This is a genomic window from Sphingomonas aurea (assembly GCF_030678875.1).
Classification (GTDB): Bacteria; Pseudomonadota; Alphaproteobacteria; order Sphingomonadales; family Sphingomonadaceae; genus Sphingomonas; species Sphingomonas aurea.
Genome location: NZ_JAUUDS010000003.1, coordinates 87077 through 100811, shown reverse-complemented (window position 1 = coordinate 100811; position 13735 = coordinate 87077). Strand labels below are relative to the sequence as shown.

The 13735-nt window shown below is 68.4% G+C and carries 11 protein-coding genes; 4 read left to right on the top strand and 7 right to left on the bottom strand.

Features of this window, described 5'->3' with window-relative positions:
- Nucleotides 1-49: 49 nt before the first annotated feature.
- Genes Q5H91_RS08455 through Q5H91_RS08445 form a run of 3 tightly spaced genes read left to right on the top strand, consistent with a single transcriptional unit; the run spans nt 50 to nt 2466 of the window.
- On the top strand, nt 50-286 hold the full coding sequence (locus tag Q5H91_RS08455; protein WP_305172951.1) for a DUF6894 family protein: 237 nt from the start codon (nt 50-52) through the stop codon (nt 284-286).
- A 52-nt stretch (nt 287-338) separates the two neighbouring features.
- Nucleotides 339-1697, top strand: a complete 1359-nt coding sequence (locus Q5H91_RS08450) for a TldD/PmbA family protein (RefSeq protein ID WP_305172950.1) — start codon at nt 339-341, stop codon at nt 1695-1697.
- Nucleotides 1684-2466, top strand: coding sequence for a 3'(2'),5'-bisphosphate nucleotidase CysQ (locus tag Q5H91_RS08445; protein WP_305172949.1), 783 nt, complete (start codon nt 1684-1686; stop codon nt 2464-2466). The genes Q5H91_RS08450 and Q5H91_RS08445 overlap by 14 nt, the downstream gene beginning before the upstream one ends.
- Before the next feature lie 66 nt (nt 2467-2532).
- Here the strand turns inward: Q5H91_RS08445 and Q5H91_RS08440 are convergent, their stop codons facing one another.
- The 7 genes from Q5H91_RS08440 to Q5H91_RS08410 form a co-directional block, all read right to left on the bottom strand.
- A complete protein-coding gene (locus Q5H91_RS08440; RefSeq protein WP_305172948.1) occupies nt 2533-3336 on the bottom strand; it encodes a LytR/AlgR family response regulator transcription factor in 804 nt (267 codons plus the stop codon).
- Nucleotides 3333-4499: a sensor histidine kinase gene (locus Q5H91_RS08435; protein WP_305172947.1), complete on the bottom strand. Its 1167-nt coding sequence runs from the start codon at nt 4497-4499 to the stop codon at nt 3333-3335. The genes Q5H91_RS08440 and Q5H91_RS08435 overlap by 4 nt, the downstream gene beginning before the upstream one ends.
- 119 nt (nt 4500-4618) lie before the next feature.
- On the bottom strand, nt 4619-7264 hold the full coding sequence (locus tag Q5H91_RS08430) for a TonB-dependent receptor (protein WP_305172946.1): 2646 nt from the start codon (nt 7262-7264) through the stop codon (nt 4619-4621).
- A gap of 161 nt (nt 7265-7425) precedes the next feature.
- The gene (ligA, locus tag Q5H91_RS08425) at nt 7426-9555 is read right to left on the bottom strand and encodes an NAD-dependent DNA ligase LigA (RefSeq protein WP_305172945.1); all 2130 of its coding nucleotides are present in this window, start codon (nt 9553-9555) and stop codon (nt 7426-7428) included.
- 14 nt (nt 9556-9569) lie between these two features.
- A complete protein-coding gene (locus Q5H91_RS08420; protein WP_305173137.1) occupies nt 9570-10010 on the bottom strand; it encodes a DMT family transporter in 441 nt (146 codons plus the stop codon).
- 2 nt (nt 10011-10012) lie between these two features.
- Nucleotides 10013-11671, bottom strand: a complete 1659-nt coding sequence (gene recN / locus Q5H91_RS08415) for a DNA repair protein RecN (RefSeq protein ID WP_305172944.1) — start codon at nt 11669-11671, stop codon at nt 10013-10015.
- A 57-nt stretch (nt 11672-11728) separates the two neighbouring features.
- Nucleotides 11729-12721, bottom strand: a complete 993-nt coding sequence (locus tag Q5H91_RS08410) for an outer membrane protein assembly factor BamD (protein ID WP_305172943.1) — start codon at nt 12719-12721, stop codon at nt 11729-11731.
- 88 nt (nt 12722-12809) lie between these two features.
- Here Q5H91_RS08410 and Q5H91_RS08405 point away from each other — a divergent pair, with 88 nt between their 5' ends.
- Nucleotides 12810-13637 carry a class I mannose-6-phosphate isomerase gene (locus Q5H91_RS08405; protein WP_305172942.1) on the top strand — a complete coding sequence of 276 codons (828 nt, stop codon included), beginning with the start codon at nt 12810-12812 and terminating at the stop codon, nt 13635-13637.
- Nucleotides 13638-13735 lie beyond the last annotated feature (98 nt).

The window sequence follows — 13735 nt, the reverse complement described above, 5'->3', positions numbered from 1 at the left end:
GAGTTAGGCCCCGTAACGGCGAGGCGCCTTCGTCCGGACAAGGAGGCCGATGGCAACCTATTTTTTCCAGTGGCGCTGCGGCACCGAACGTGTCGACGACGAGGACGGGCGCGAGTTGCCCGACCTGGCGGCAGCCGTCAGGGCCGCGACGGGGGAAATGCGGGGTCTTATCGGCCAGGAGGCGACGGAAGGGCAGATCCGGCTCGCCCAGCGGATCGAAATCGAGGACGAGGCGCACAGGGTCGTCCACCGGGTGGTGGTCCGCGATGTCATCACCTTTATCTGATCGGGGTGGAACGCGCCTTGGCGCGTGTGCCAACAGCCTCTAAGCCGCACCCATGCTGACCATCGACCAGGCGTGCGATCGCGCCCAGACCATTGTCGCCCACGCGCGAACCGCAGGTGCGGATGCCGCCGACGCGGTGTTCGCGGCCGACGCCTCGCTCGACGTCTCGGTCCGGCTCGGCAAGCTGGAGGATGTCGGCCGTTCCGAAGGCAGCGACCTGGGCCTGCGGGTGTTCGTCGGCCGCCGCTCGGCCAGCGTGTCGACATCCGACCTTTCCGACGACGCGCTGCGTACGCTGGTCGACCGCGCGGTGGCGATGGCGCGCGAGGCGCCGGAGGACGAGTGGGCGGGGCTGGCGCCGGCCGACCGGCTGATGCACGGCGCGCCGCCCCTGCTCGATCTGGACGACCAGATGACCGGCGCTGCGCCGCCCACGCCGCAAGAGCTGCGCGACCTGGCGCTGGCAGCCGAGGATGCCGCCCGCGCGGTGCCTGGCGTCACCAACAGCGAGGGCGGCGGCGCAAGCGCGGGACGCAGCGTCTGGGCACTCGCCACCTCGACCGGGTTCGCCGGCAGCTATGCGACGACGAGCTACGGCGTCTCGGCCAGCGTGCTGGCGGGCGAGGGCGGGGGGATGCAGCGCGACTATGCCCATCACGCCGCGCGGCGTCGCGAGCACTTGGCCGACCCGGCCGCGATCGGGCGCGAGGCGGGTGCGCGTGCGACGGCGCGGGTCGGGCCGGGCAAGCTGGCGAGCGGGCCGATGCCGGTGGTGTTCGACCCGCGCGTCGGCGCCTCGCTGCTCGGTCACTTGACCGGCGCGATCGGCGGCGCGGCGATCGCGCGGCGGACGAGCTTCCTGCTGGAGGCGCTCGGTACCCGCATCCTGCCCGCGACGCTGTCGGTACGCGACGATCCGCATCGTCCGCACGGCCTGCGCTCGCGCCCCTTCGACGGCGAGGGGCTGGCGGTGTCGCCGACCGCGATCGTCGAGGATGGGATGTTGGAAACTTGGCTGCTCGACTCGGCTGCCGCCCGCCAGCTGGGGCTGGAGCCGACCGGCCATGCCGCGCGCGGCATCGGTGGCGCGCCGGGGGTGACGACGGGCAATCTCTATCTGGACGGTGGCCGGGTGCCGGTGGAGACGCTGCTCGCCGAGGTCGGTGATGGCGTCTATGTCACCGAGCTGATCGGGCAGGGGGTGAACGGCGTCACCGGCGATTACAGCCGCGGCGCCGCGGGCTTCCGTATCGTCGGGGGCGAGCTGGCCGGGCCGGTCGCGGAATTCACCGTGGCCGGTAACCTGCAGGACATGTTCCTGAACATGACGGCGGCCAACGACCTCGTCTTCCGATACGGCGTCAACGTGCCGACTCTTCGCATCGACGGGATGACCGTTGCCGGCGGCTGAACTGCTGACTGCGGTGGCGCAGATCGCCGGCGAGGCGGCGCAGATGGCGCTGGCCCGCTGGCGCACCGATTTCCGCCGTTGGGAAAAGGAGCCGGGCAGTCCGGTGTGCGAGGTCGACCTGGACGTCGACCGGATGCTTCGATCGCGCCTCGCTTCGCTGTTGCCCGATGCCGGCTGGCTGTCGGAGGAGACCGCCGATGCGCCCGACCGGCTGGCGCGGCAACGGGTGTGGGTGGTCGACCCGATCGACGGCACCCGCGACTATATCCGCGGGCGCGAGGGCTGGGCGGTGTCGGTTGCGCTGGTCGAGGATGGCGCAGTGGTGCTGGCGGTGCTCGACGCACCGGCGCGGGGGGAGCGCTGGGCGGCAGTGCACGGGCAAGGGGCGACGCGCAACGACCTGGCCCTGGCGGCGAGCCAGCGCGACACCCTTCCGGGCGCGCGCGTGCCGGCCGACGCGCTGCCACGGGCGGACCGCGACTTCGTGGTGGTCGCCAAGCCCAACTCCATCGCATTGCGCATCGCCATGGTCGCTGCCGGAGAGGCCGATCTGGTCGCCACGCTGCGCTGGGGCAATGAGTGGGACATCGCCGCCGCGGTGCTGATCGCGGCGGAAGCGGGCGCGACGGTCAGCGATGCGTTGGGTGCGCCGCTGATCTTCAACAAGCCCGATCCGCAGGCACTGGGCGTGCTGGTGTCGGCGCCGGCCATTCACGCAGGGGCGGTGGCGCGACTGGCGGACCGGGCGGCGGCGCTGGCGCGGGGGTAGGCCACCTCCATCATGCCGGGCATTTGCCGGCATGACGACAATCGAGAGTATGCGGCTATCCCGCGCTCAGTGAACGAACCGCGCCACCACGTCTCGATACGAGCGGCTGACCTTTACCTGCGCGCCGGAGCCCAGCACCAGGAAGCATTCGCCATTGGTGTGTGGCTTCACCTGCTTGACCAGATCGAGGTTGACGATCGTCGAGCGGTGGATGCGCTGGAAGCGGCGCGGGTCGAGGCGCTTTTCCAGATCCTTCATCGTCTCGCGCAGGATCAGCGTGTTGTCGCCGGTGTAGATGCACATGTAATCGCCGGCCGCGTCGATCCGCTCGATCGTGTCGACATCGACGCGGAAGATCTGGCCGCGATCCTTGATGTTGATGAGCTTCTCGTAGCGATTGGCGGCCATATCGCCACTGCCGCCCTCGCCCATGTCGGCCGCCGCCTCGGGCGCGACCTCGGCCAGCACTTCCTTCAGCCGGTCGACCTCCTCGACGCCGCGCTTCTCAGCCAGCCTCTGGCGAACGCGGTCCAGCGTGTCGGCGAGGCGGTTCTCCTCGACCGGCTTCATCAGGTAATCGACCGCCTGCGCCTCGAACGCCCGCAATGCATGGTCGGAATAGGCGGTGACGAAGACGAACAGAGGCGGCTCGACCTCCATCAGCCCCTGCACGACCGAGAACCCGTCAAAGCCCGGCATTTGGATGTCGAGGAAGACGAGGTCGGGCTTGTGCGTCTTGATCGCGCGGATCGCCTCGCGGCCGTTGACGCATTTCTCGATGATCTCGACGTCGTCATGCGCCTGGAGCCGCAGTTCGAGGCCCTGGATGGCGAGCGGCTCGTCGTCGACGAGGATGGTGCGGATGGTCATGCAACCTCTTTGTTCAAGTCATTCAGCTGGAACGGGATCTCGATTTCCACCGAGAAGCCGCCAGCCGGCGTGGAGCGCGTTTCGAACCGCTGGTCCGGGCCGTATGCCTGGACCAGCCGCTCCCTGATATTGGCGAGCCCCACGCCGGTTGAAAGGCTTGGACTGATCCGCGCTTCGTTCAAGCCGGGGCCGGTATCGGATACGGCGATCTGCACCCGTTCCCCGGCGAAGCGCACGCGAACGCAGATATCGGCGCCCTCTTCCTGCGGGGTGACCGCATATTTGATCGCATTCTCGACCAGCGGCTGGAGGAGGAGCGAAGGAAGCAGCGCGCGTTCGGCGCGCGGATCGATGTCGAACTCGGTGCGCAGCCGTGTCTCGAAGCGCATCTTCTCGATCTCGAGATAGAGTTTCAGCGTCTCGATCTCGGCGGCGACGGTGACGTGTGCGGTCGGCTCGTTGGCGAGCGTGTAGCGCAGGAAGGACGACAGCCGGCTGAGCATCGCATTCGCCCGGTCGGTCTGTTTCAGCAGCACCAGCGTCGAGATGGAATTGAGTGTGTTGAACAGGAAATGCGGGTTCAGCTGATAGCGCAGCATCGCCAGCTGGGCCGACGACGCCTGCAGCTCCAGTGCCCGCATCTCGTGAAGCTGTTCCTCGACGACGATGTAGAAGTTGATCGCGTAATAGAGCGCCGACCAGCTGGCGAGCATGACGAAGGTCAGGAACACCGCGCCGGCGATGCCGGTCACGGTGATCCCCGGCACGCCGTTGCGCATGAACGAGTAGGCGAAGGCGATCAGCGAGGCGTAGAAGAAGGTGGCTGCCGCCAGGGTGCCGATCGCCAGGAACACCTCTACCACGCGCGGCAGGCGGCGGTAATAGCCGTAGCAGGCCGACAGGATCAGCGTGATGCAATAGCCGACGATCGCCTCGACGATGATCGGGATGATGATGTCGAGCCGGATGCCGTTCGAGATCGCGGTGACCCCGCGCAGCAGCAAATACCCACCCCAGCCGACCGCCTGCAACGTCCAGAACGCGCGTGGCTTGTTCTCGAAAAACGGCCGCACGTTCCAGGTCGGCCGGCGCGACCGGCCGGTGACGGCGGTGGAGCGCGCAGCAGCAGGCGCGCCGGCGGCAGAGGCAGGAAGCGTGGCCATCGTCGCGCGGCGTCTTACACCGGCACGGCGCGGGTGCAAAATGCGGGTGGGGCGTGGATACGGAAAAGGCCGCCGTTCCGGGTGGAACGACGGCCTTTCCTGACCGGGTATCGGGGCGATCAGAACTCGAAGTGGATCGAGCCGATGAAGGTCCGCGGTGCGCCGAAGGTCACGCGCGGGCCAGCCGCGTTCGTGGTGGTGCCCCCAATGGTGTACGGGAAAGCGTTCGCCACTGTCGACAGGTTGCCAAAATAGCGCTCCTTCAGCAGGTTGCTGACGTTCAGCTGGAGGAAGGTCCGGTTCAGGCCGGCAAATCCGAGCCCCAGCCGCGCGTCGAGATCGACCAGCGTGTAACCTGCCGACTTCAGGTCATTGATGTCGCTGATCCAGCGATCGCCGGTATGCTTGGCCTGGATGCCGACCGAGATCGGATCGAAGTCGATCTGCGCACGGCCGCCATACTGCCACTTCGGCGTCTCGACGACGAACTTGCCCGCGGTCGGCACCAGCACGCGGCCGCTCAACGGATCGGTCGCATCCTGCTGGAGGCGAGCGATTGTGTACGACCCAAAGCCGTAGAGGGAGAACCAGCGAAGCGGCTTCACCGCGACGCTGGCATCAACGCCGTGGCTCTTCACGTTGCCGACGTTGCGATCGACGCTGAGCGTGCCACCGCCCTCGAGCAGAACGGTCGAGCTGATGATGCGGTTCTTGAAGCCGACATACCAGCCCGCAACCTGTGCCTGGATCAGGCGATCGGTATAGCGCAGGCCCAGATCGAACGAGTCGGTCTTTTCCGGCTGAGTGGCGGACACGGGCGAGATGCTGACGTCATCGAAGCCGTAGAGGTTGTCCGTCCGCGGCAGCGACAGGCCCTTCGAGTAGCTGCCGAACATGCTGATCGCCGGCGTGTAGTTATAGGTGAAGCCGACGTTCGGCAGCACCTCGTTATAGGTCTTGATGCGGTTGGTGTATGGCGCACCCAGCGTGATAGCTGTGCTCGACGCATCGAGTGCGGCGACCTGAGCCGGGGTCTGCGACGTGCAATAGGCGTCGCTCGACTGACCCGCAATCGTGTAGCAGTAGTTGTTCAGGTTGCGACGGAAGAACGGGGCACGGATGCCCAGCGCGACCTTGAACGTGTTGTCGAAGAAGCCGCCACGATACTCTGCCGATACCTGGTGCAGGATCGCGTAGGACAGGCGGTTGCGCTTCTGGAACACATTGCCCGCGGCATCGAGGACAGGCGAGGCCCCCTTTCCGTCGAGTGCGCTGAACGGCGAGAGCGGACGGCCGTCGTTGCCGAGCAGCTGCGCCTCGCCGGTCTGCCGGTGACGCGCACGATCCCAGGTGTAGGCGATGCGCACCAGGTTATCGTCGTTGAACTGGTAGCGAAGGCCCGCGATGGCGGTGAAGCGCTGGGTGCGGGTGTTGGACGGGAAGTAGACGCGCACGAAATCCGCGCGGTCGCCGTCGCCGTTCAGGTCGACACCGGTCGCGGTGCCCGCTCCCAGGCGCCCGAAGGTGCCGGTGATCGGACGATACTGCTGGGTGTACGTGCCATTGGTGTTGGTGCCGGTGATCGGCGAGGCGTTCGCGTCAGTCTCCGCGAGCAGGGTCGAGCCGCCGCCGTTCGCGCGGGTGAACGAGTAGGCCCCGTCGAAGGTGAACAGCAGCTTCTCGGTCAGCCCGAAGCGAGAATTGATGCGGACGTTACCCGTGTTCGACGGATTGAACGCAGTCGCGTAGATGTTGTTGCAGCTGTTGCGATCAGTCTGCGAGCCTGCGCCACCTGGGTTGGACTGGAGGTCGCAATTATAGTCGTAGCGATAGGTGCTCGACGTATCGTCAAACACATAGTCGAAGTCGCTATTGTTCAGATCCAGTGTGTAAGGGTTCGCAGCCGAAGCGGTCGTGCCAGTGGCGTTCGTCGGCAGCGTGCTGTTCACACCGGTCAGGCGCGCGCGAATGTTCGCGTAAGTCGGGTTCGAATAGAAGTAGCTGCGGTTCTGATTGTAATGTGCAGCGACCGCGACGAAGTCACCGTTGCTGCCGATCGGCTGATAGACCTTGCCGTTATACTGCTGCTTGTAGATCGTGCCGGGGCCGCGGAACTGGTTGTACTTCTGGGTCGAAGCCGAAACCCATGCCTTGGTGCCCGACGAGGTCAGCGTGCCCAGGTTGAGCAGGCCGAACGCCCGGTTCATGTTGTTCGTGCCGTGCGAGTAGACGCCGATCGCGCTCATCGTATCGGTCGGCGTGATCGAGCGATAGTTGACGGTGCCGCCAGAGGCCGCCGCCGTCGGCGAGTCGACATCGGCCGAGCCGAAGTTCACGTTGACCTGCTCGATCAGCTCCGGATCGAGCTGCTGGTTCGAATAGATGGCGTAGTTGCCCGAGTCGTTCAGCGGAATGCCGTCGAACGTCAGCGCGATACGGTTGCCGTCGAAGCCGCGGATGCGGATCTGGCCGCCCGAGCCGCCATAGGCGTCCGAGTTGGTGAAGCTAACACCCGGGATCAGGTTGATCGTGTCCAGAATGGTCTGACCCGGCGCGCGGCGCTCGATCAGTTCCTGCGTCAGGACGGCACGCGCCTTAGGGGTATCGGGAACCTGGATGCCATCGACCGATGCCGGACCGCGACTGCCGGTCACGACGATGGCGTCACCTTCCTCGGCTTCGATCGAACCGGTCGACTGCGCCAGGGCGGCGGCCGGGATCATGAGCGCGGCAAATGCCACGCCGCAGGCAAGCTTCATACGCATTTATCAATTTCCCCTTGAGCATGCGCTCTGGTCCGGCGGTCTCGACCGCTCTGTCAGCGCCCCTGCTCCCGAATTATGTCGCTTCGGTGACAACCGCGATATGGTTCCATGTCACGGAAAAATCAGTGTTGGTGCGTTGCAAAAGAGCAACGAATGCTGGCCTATTCCGCCGCCCGGACGATCTCGCCCCACGCCGCCTCGTCGATCGCGCGGACGCCCAGATCGGTCGCCTTTTTCAGCTTCGATCCCGCTGCCGCGCCGTAGATGACAAGGTCGGTCTTCTTCGACACCGAGCCGGACACGTGCGCGCCCAGCGCCTCCGCCTGCGCCTTAGCCTCGTCGCGGCTCATCGTCTCGAGCGTGCCGGTGAAGACGACGGTCTTGCCCGAGACTTCCGATTCGCGAACCTCGTGAACGACGTCGAGCGGCTCCACCTGACGCAGCAGGTCGTAGACGGCGTCGCGGTTGTGGCGCTCGGCGGCGAAGCCGATCAGGGCATGGGCGACCTCCGGCCCGATCCCGGCGGTATCGATCCGCGCGACGAGCAGCCGGTCGCGGCGGAGGACGAACTTGCGCTCGGGCTCGCCGATCTGCGGCTGGGTGGCATGGTGCAGGTGCACCGCGCCGCGCAGCATCGCGCCGAGCGCGCGCGCCGAGACATAGCGACGCGCCAGGTCGCGCGCGGTCACCTCGCCGATGTGGCGGATGCCGAGCGCGAAGAGGAAGCGGTCGAGCGGTACGCGGCGCTTGGCGTCGATCGCAGCGATCAGATTGCCGGCCCAGACCCGCCCGTCCTTCTTGCGTGCGGCGAGTTGCTCCTCGGTCAGGCGGAAGATGTCGGCGGGGGCGGCGACGAGGCCGTCGTGGAAGAACGCCTCGATCAGGGTCTGGCCCAGCCCGGCGATGTCGAAGGCGTGGCGGGAGACGAAGTGGCTCAGCCGCTCGACCCGCTGCGCCGGGCAGATCAGCCCGCCGGTGCAGCGATAGACGACCTCGCTCTCCTCACGATCCGCGGTGGACCCGCAGGCGGGGCAGGTGCAGTCGAAGACGTAGGGCGGGTGGGCAGCTTCTGGCGTCAGGTTCTCGACGATCTGCGGGATGACATCGCCGGCGCGCTGCACCAGCACCCGGTCGCCGGGGCGAACACCCAGGCGCGCGATCTCGTCGAAATTATGGAGCGTCGCATTGGTCACGATGACGCCGCCGACCGTCACCGGCTCCAGCCGGGCGACCGGGGTCAGGGCGCCGGTGCGGCCGACCTGGATGTCGATGGCGAGCAGGCTGGTCTGCGCGCGCTCGGCCGGAAATTTGTGCGCGAGGCCCCAGCGCGGCGCGCGGCCGACGATGCCGAGCCGCTGCTGCCAGTCGAGCCGGTCGACCTTGTAGACGACGCCATCAATGTCGAACGGCAGGTCGGCGCGCGCCGCCTCGATCCGGCGATAGAGGGTGAGCGCATCCTCCACCGTTGCGGCAGTGGCGAACAGGTCGGCGGCCGGAAAGCCCCAGGCGCGAAGCGCCGCGACGACGGAGGACTGGGTGTCGCCGGGCAGTGCGCTCGCCTCTCCCCAGCCATGCGCCAGGAAGCGCAAGGGGCGGCCGGCGGTGACGGTGGCGTCCTTCTGGCGGAGCGATCCGGCGGCGGCGTTGCGCGGATTGGCGAACTGGCGCGGCTCCTTGCCGGTTTCTGCCGCTTCGGCCGCCAATCGGGCGTTGAGTGCGGTGAAATCGGCCTTGGCCATATAGACCTCGCCCCGTACCTCGAAGATGGCCGGCGTATCGCCGGGCAAGCGGCGGGGAATATCGCCGATCGTCAGCACGTTGGCGGTCACGTCCTCGCCGACCTGGCCGTCGCCGCGGGTCAGGGCCCGTATCAGGACGCCGTCCTCGTAGCGGAGCGAGCAGGACAGGCCGTCGATCTTGGGCTCGGCAGTCAGCGCGACGGGCTCGTCCGGGGCGAGCTTCAGGAAGCGGCGGATGCGATCGACGAACTCCGCCACCTCCTCATCGGCGAAGGCGTTGTCCAGGCTGGTCATCGGCCGGGCATGGGCGACCTTGGCAAGATGACCGGTCGGGGCGGCACCGACCTGACGCCCGGGCGAGTCGGCGCGGACGAGCTGCGGAAACGCCGCCTCGATCGCGGCGTTGCGGCGCATCAGCGCGTCATAGGCGGCGTCGCTGATCTCGGGCGCATCGTCATTGTGGTAGAGGTGGTTGTGGCGGCCGATCTCGGCGGCGAGCGCCTCAAGCTCGGCGGCGGCTTCGGTCTCGGTAGTGGGCAGCGGATCGGTCATTACGGGCTCCCCTATCAGCCGCGCCGCACCAGGAACACGCCCGCCAGCACCAGCGCCGCGCCGACGAGCTTGACCGGGGTGACGGGAGCGGTCGGCAGGCCGAGGGCGCCGACATGGTCGAGCGCCAGCGCGGTGGCGATCTGGCTGGCGACCGCGACGGTGATCGCCGTCGCCAGCCCGAGCCGCGGCGCGCCATACGCCATCGCCGCGACGAACCCGGCGCCGTAGAAGCCGCCGATCCAGGCCCAGCCCGGCGCCGCCCTGAGCACGACCGGCGAAGTGCGATCCAAAGCCAGCCACGCGACACCGAGCACGACCGTGCCGATCACGAACGATACCAGCGCCGCGAGCAGCACCGAGCCGGACGTGCGGGCAAGCGCCGCATTGGTCGGTGCCTGGACAGCGATGCCCATGCCGGCGAGCAGGATGGCGAGGAAGGGCAGGGCGGCGGCCATGGTCACGCCGTCTCCAGCAGCCGGTCGGCCTGGGCGCGTGCCTCGTCCGTCACGGTCGCGCCGGAGAGCATGCGGGCAATCTCCTCGCGTCGCTCGGCCTCGGCGAGCCGGCGCACGCCGGTGCGGGTGACGGTGCCGTCGCTGGCCTTGGCGATCAGCAGATGCGCGGCACCGCGCGCGGCGACCTGGGGGCTGTGGGTGACGACCAGCAGCTGGGTCGCACGGGCGAGGCGGGCGAGGCGCTCGCCGATCGCGGAGGCGACGGCACCACCGACGCCCCGGTCGATCTCGTCAAATACCATCGTCGCCGCGCCGCCCTGTTCGGCCAACGCGACCTTCAGCGCGAGGATGAAGCGCGACAGCTCGCCGCCCGAAGCGATCTTGGTCAATGGCGCGAACGGCGCGCCGGGGTTGGTCGAGATCTCGAACTCCACCCGGTCCTTGCCCGCACCCGACCAGCCCTCTTCGCCGACCGGCACGACGACGGTGCGGAAGCGGGCGGCGTCGAGCTTCAGCGGCGCCAGTTCGCCCGCGACTGCGGCGTCGAGCCGGGCGGCGGCCTCGGTGCGCGCGGCGGTCAGTGCGGCGGCAGCGTCGTCATAGGTGCGGCGGGCGGTGGCCAGCTGCGCCTCCAATGCCGCGATGCCACCTTCGCCGGCCTCCAGCCGCTGGAGCCGACCGGCAAGATCCGCTGCGAGGGCAGGCAGGTCGTCGGGCTGGACGCGGTGCTTGCGCGCCATCGCGCGCAGCTCGAACAGCCGCGCCTCGTCATCCTCCAGCGCGCGGGGATCATAGGCCAGCTCGGTGCGCGCCTCGCGCAGCCGGTCCTCGGCGGCGGTGCCCTCCAGCACCGCGCGGTCGATCGCCGCCAGAGCCTCGGCAAGGGCAGGGTGGTCCGCCGCCACGCGTTCCAGCACGCGGGCCGCCTGGCGCAGGCGGGCGAGGCCGCCGTCGGACCCCTCCAGATGCTCCTCGATCGCGGCGAGGTCGTCGGCGATCTTCTCGGCGCGCTGCATGGTCCGCCGCTTGTCGGCGAGCGCCTCTTCCTCGCCCGGCTCGGCGGCGAGCTTATCGAGTTCGGCGACGGCGTGTTCCAGCCACTCGCGGTCGCGTACCGCCGTCTCGATCTCGGCACGCGCGGCGGCCAGGGCAGCCTCGGCAGTGCGATGGGCGCTCCACGCGCGGGCGACGGCGCCGGTGTCGAGCCCACCGAAACTGTCGAGCAGCGCCCGGTGGCCCCGCGCGTTGAGCAGGCCGCGATCGTCGTGCTGGCCGTGAATCTCGACCAGCCGCGGCGCGATCTCGCGCAGCAGCGTGGCGGAGGCGGGCTGGTTGTTGACGAAGGCGCGGCTGCCACCATCGGCCTTTACCACGCGGCGGACGAGCAGCGGCTCGCCCGGCTCGACCTCGACGCCGTTGTCGTCGAGCAGCGTGGCGAGATCGGCGGACGGCGGGTCGAAACTGGCGGTGACGACCGCTTGCGCGGCGCCGTGGCGCACCAGCCCGCTATCGCCGCGCCCGCCCAGCGCCAGCCCGAGCGCGTCGAGCAGGATCGACTTGCCCGCGCCCGTCTCCCCGGTCAGCACGCCCAGACCCTGGCCGAAATCGAGGTCGAGCGCCTCGATCAGCACCACGTCGCGAATGGATAGCGCGGTCAGCATCGCGGCGGATGTAGGCCGGATGCGCGCGGATTTGAACCGGTTATGTTCCGGCTGGCGTTATTGGGGCGTGCCGCTGGGCAATGGCGCGGCACCCGCACCGGTGCCGACCGTCGACGGCGGTGCGGCAGGCGTCCGTGCCGGCGCCGTCGCGTCGGACGTGCCATCGGGCTCGCTGGGGAGCACGGTGACGGACGGCGGACCCGGCGGAGCCTTCGGATGGGCGGCAGGGGTGACGACCGGGGTGCCAGGCGGGACCAGCGCCGCGAGCTGCACCGGATGCTCGCGCATCAGCTTGTAGGCATGCTCGTACCAGTCGCTGCCGGGATAGTTGCGGCCGAGCACCGCCGCCGACTTCTGCGCCTCTTCCGGCACACCCAGCGACAGATAGGTCTCGGTCAGGCGCATCAGCGCCTCGGGCGCGTGGGTCGTCGTCTGATACTTGTCGACGACGGTGCGGAACCGCATGCTGGCCGCCAGCCACTGGCCGCGCACCTCGTAGAAGCGGCCGATCTCCATCTCCTTGCCGGCGAGATGGTCGTTGACCAGGTCGATCTTCAGCCGCGCATCCGACGCATAGCGGGTGTTGGGATAGCGCCGGGTCAGCTCGCCGAGCGCGTTCAGCGCCTGCAGCGTGATCTTCTGGTCGCGGGTCACGTCGGTGATCTGCTCGTAATAGCCGAGCGCGATCAGGTAATAGGCATAGGGCGCGTCCCGGTTGCCGGGATGGACCGAGATGAAGCGCTGCGCCGACTGGATCGACTGGGTATAATCCTTGGCCAGATAGTAGCTGAACGCGCTCATCAGCTGCGCCCGGCGGGCCCAGATCGAGTAGGGATGCTGGCGCTCCACCTCGTCGAACAGGATCGCCGCCTCCTTGTAGCGGTTCTGGTCGAGCCGGCGCTTCGCGGTGGTGTAGAGCGTGCCGACATCGCGCGCGACATAGGGCACGTCGCCCTTGGTCGTGGTGGTGCGGGCGCAGCCGGCGAGCGACATGGCGGTCAGGGCGATGAGCGCCAGCGGGGCGGCCGGGCGGAACGGAAGGGTACGCATCGAGGATCGCCTTAGCCCAGCGGACAACCCCCGAACAATAGGCTAGGGCGCGCGTTACAGGCCATCCCCTTTCGCTTGAGGACCGACCATGCCCGCCACCCTGCTTCACACCCACCGCGTCGAGAAGCCGTGGGGGCGCCGCGATCTGTTTCCCGGGTTCGACGACGTCGCGGAGGGTGGCGAGCCGGTCGGCGAGGTCTGGTTTCAGGAGCCGGGTGATTCGACGCCGGACCTGCTCATCAAATATCTGTTCACCGGCGAGAAGCTGTCGGTGCAGGTGCATCCCGACGACGAGCAAGCGCACAAGCGCGGCCTGCCGCGCGGCAAGGACGAATGCTGGACGATCCTGGCCGCTGCCCCCGACTCGACGATCGCGCTGGGACCGAAGCAGCACATCAATGCTGACGCTTTGCGCGCCGCGGCGCTCGACGGATCGATCGAGGACAAGCTGGACTGGGTGCCGGTGAGGGCGGGCGACTTTTATTATGCGCCGTCGGGCACGATCCACGCGATCGGCGCGGGGCTGACGCTGATCGAGGTGCAGCAGAACAGCGAGACGACCTATCGCCTGTACGATTACGGCCGCCCGCGCGAGCTGCACCTGGACGACGGAGTCGCGGTCGCGCACCTCGACCCGTATCGGCCGATCCAGTCGCCGGGGCCGGTCGACGAGCATCGCACGGTGCTGGTCGAAGGGCCGAAGTTCGTGCTGGAACGGTGGAAGGGCGGCGCGGAGCACCGGGTTGCGCTCCCAGACGGGCTGACCGCGTGGATCGTGCCGATCGCCGGCACGGGCGAGGTCGCGGGCGTGGCGTTCAAGGCCGGCGAGTGCGCGACGGTGACCGGCAGCGAGACGATCACGACGAGCGCCGACGCGGACTATCTGCTCGCCTATCCGGGCACCAAGCGGATCTGAATATCGGCCCGTCGCATCGGAACCGGACACTACGTCCCCCCTTGTGTGTCCGGTTTCGCCGCCGTCCGTCGTCCCGATCAGCGGACGAAGGGCGCGGA

Bases quoted from the DNA above. Each gene is read 5' to 3' on its own strand.
- Q5H91_RS08455 (WP_305172951.1), top strand. From the start codon at position 50: ATGGCAACCTATTTTTTCCAGTGGCGCTGCGGCACCGAACGTGTCGAC.
- Q5H91_RS08450 (WP_305172950.1), top strand. From the start codon at position 339: ATGCTGACCATCGACCAGGCGTGCGATCGCGCCCAGACCATTGTCGCC.
- Q5H91_RS08440 (WP_305172948.1), bottom strand. From the start codon at position 3,336: ATGACCATCCGCACCATCCTCGTCGACGACGAGCCGCTCGCCATCCAG.
- Q5H91_RS08435 (WP_305172947.1), bottom strand. From the start codon at position 4,499: ATGGCCACGCTTCCTGCCTCTGCCGCCGGCGCGCCTGCTGCTGCGCGC.
- Q5H91_RS08430 (WP_305172946.1), bottom strand. From the start codon at position 7,264: ATGCGTATGAAGCTTGCCTGCGGCGTGGCATTTGCCGCGCTCATGATC.
- ligA (WP_305172945.1), bottom strand. From the start codon at position 9,555: ATGACCGATCCGCTGCCCACTACCGAGACCGAAGCCGCCGCCGAGCTT.
- Q5H91_RS08420 (WP_305173137.1), bottom strand. From the start codon at position 10,010: ATGGCCGCCGCCCTGCCCTTCCTCGCCATCCTGCTCGCCGGCATGGGC.
- recN (WP_305172944.1), bottom strand. From the start codon at position 11,671: ATGCTGACCGCGCTATCCATTCGCGACGTGGTGCTGATCGAGGCGCTC.
- Q5H91_RS08410 (WP_305172943.1), bottom strand. From the start codon at position 12,721: ATGCGTACCCTTCCGTTCCGCCCGGCCGCCCCGCTGGCGCTCATCGCC.
- Q5H91_RS08405 (WP_305172942.1), top strand. From the start codon at position 12,810: ATGCCCGCCACCCTGCTTCACACCCACCGCGTCGAGAAGCCGTGGGGG.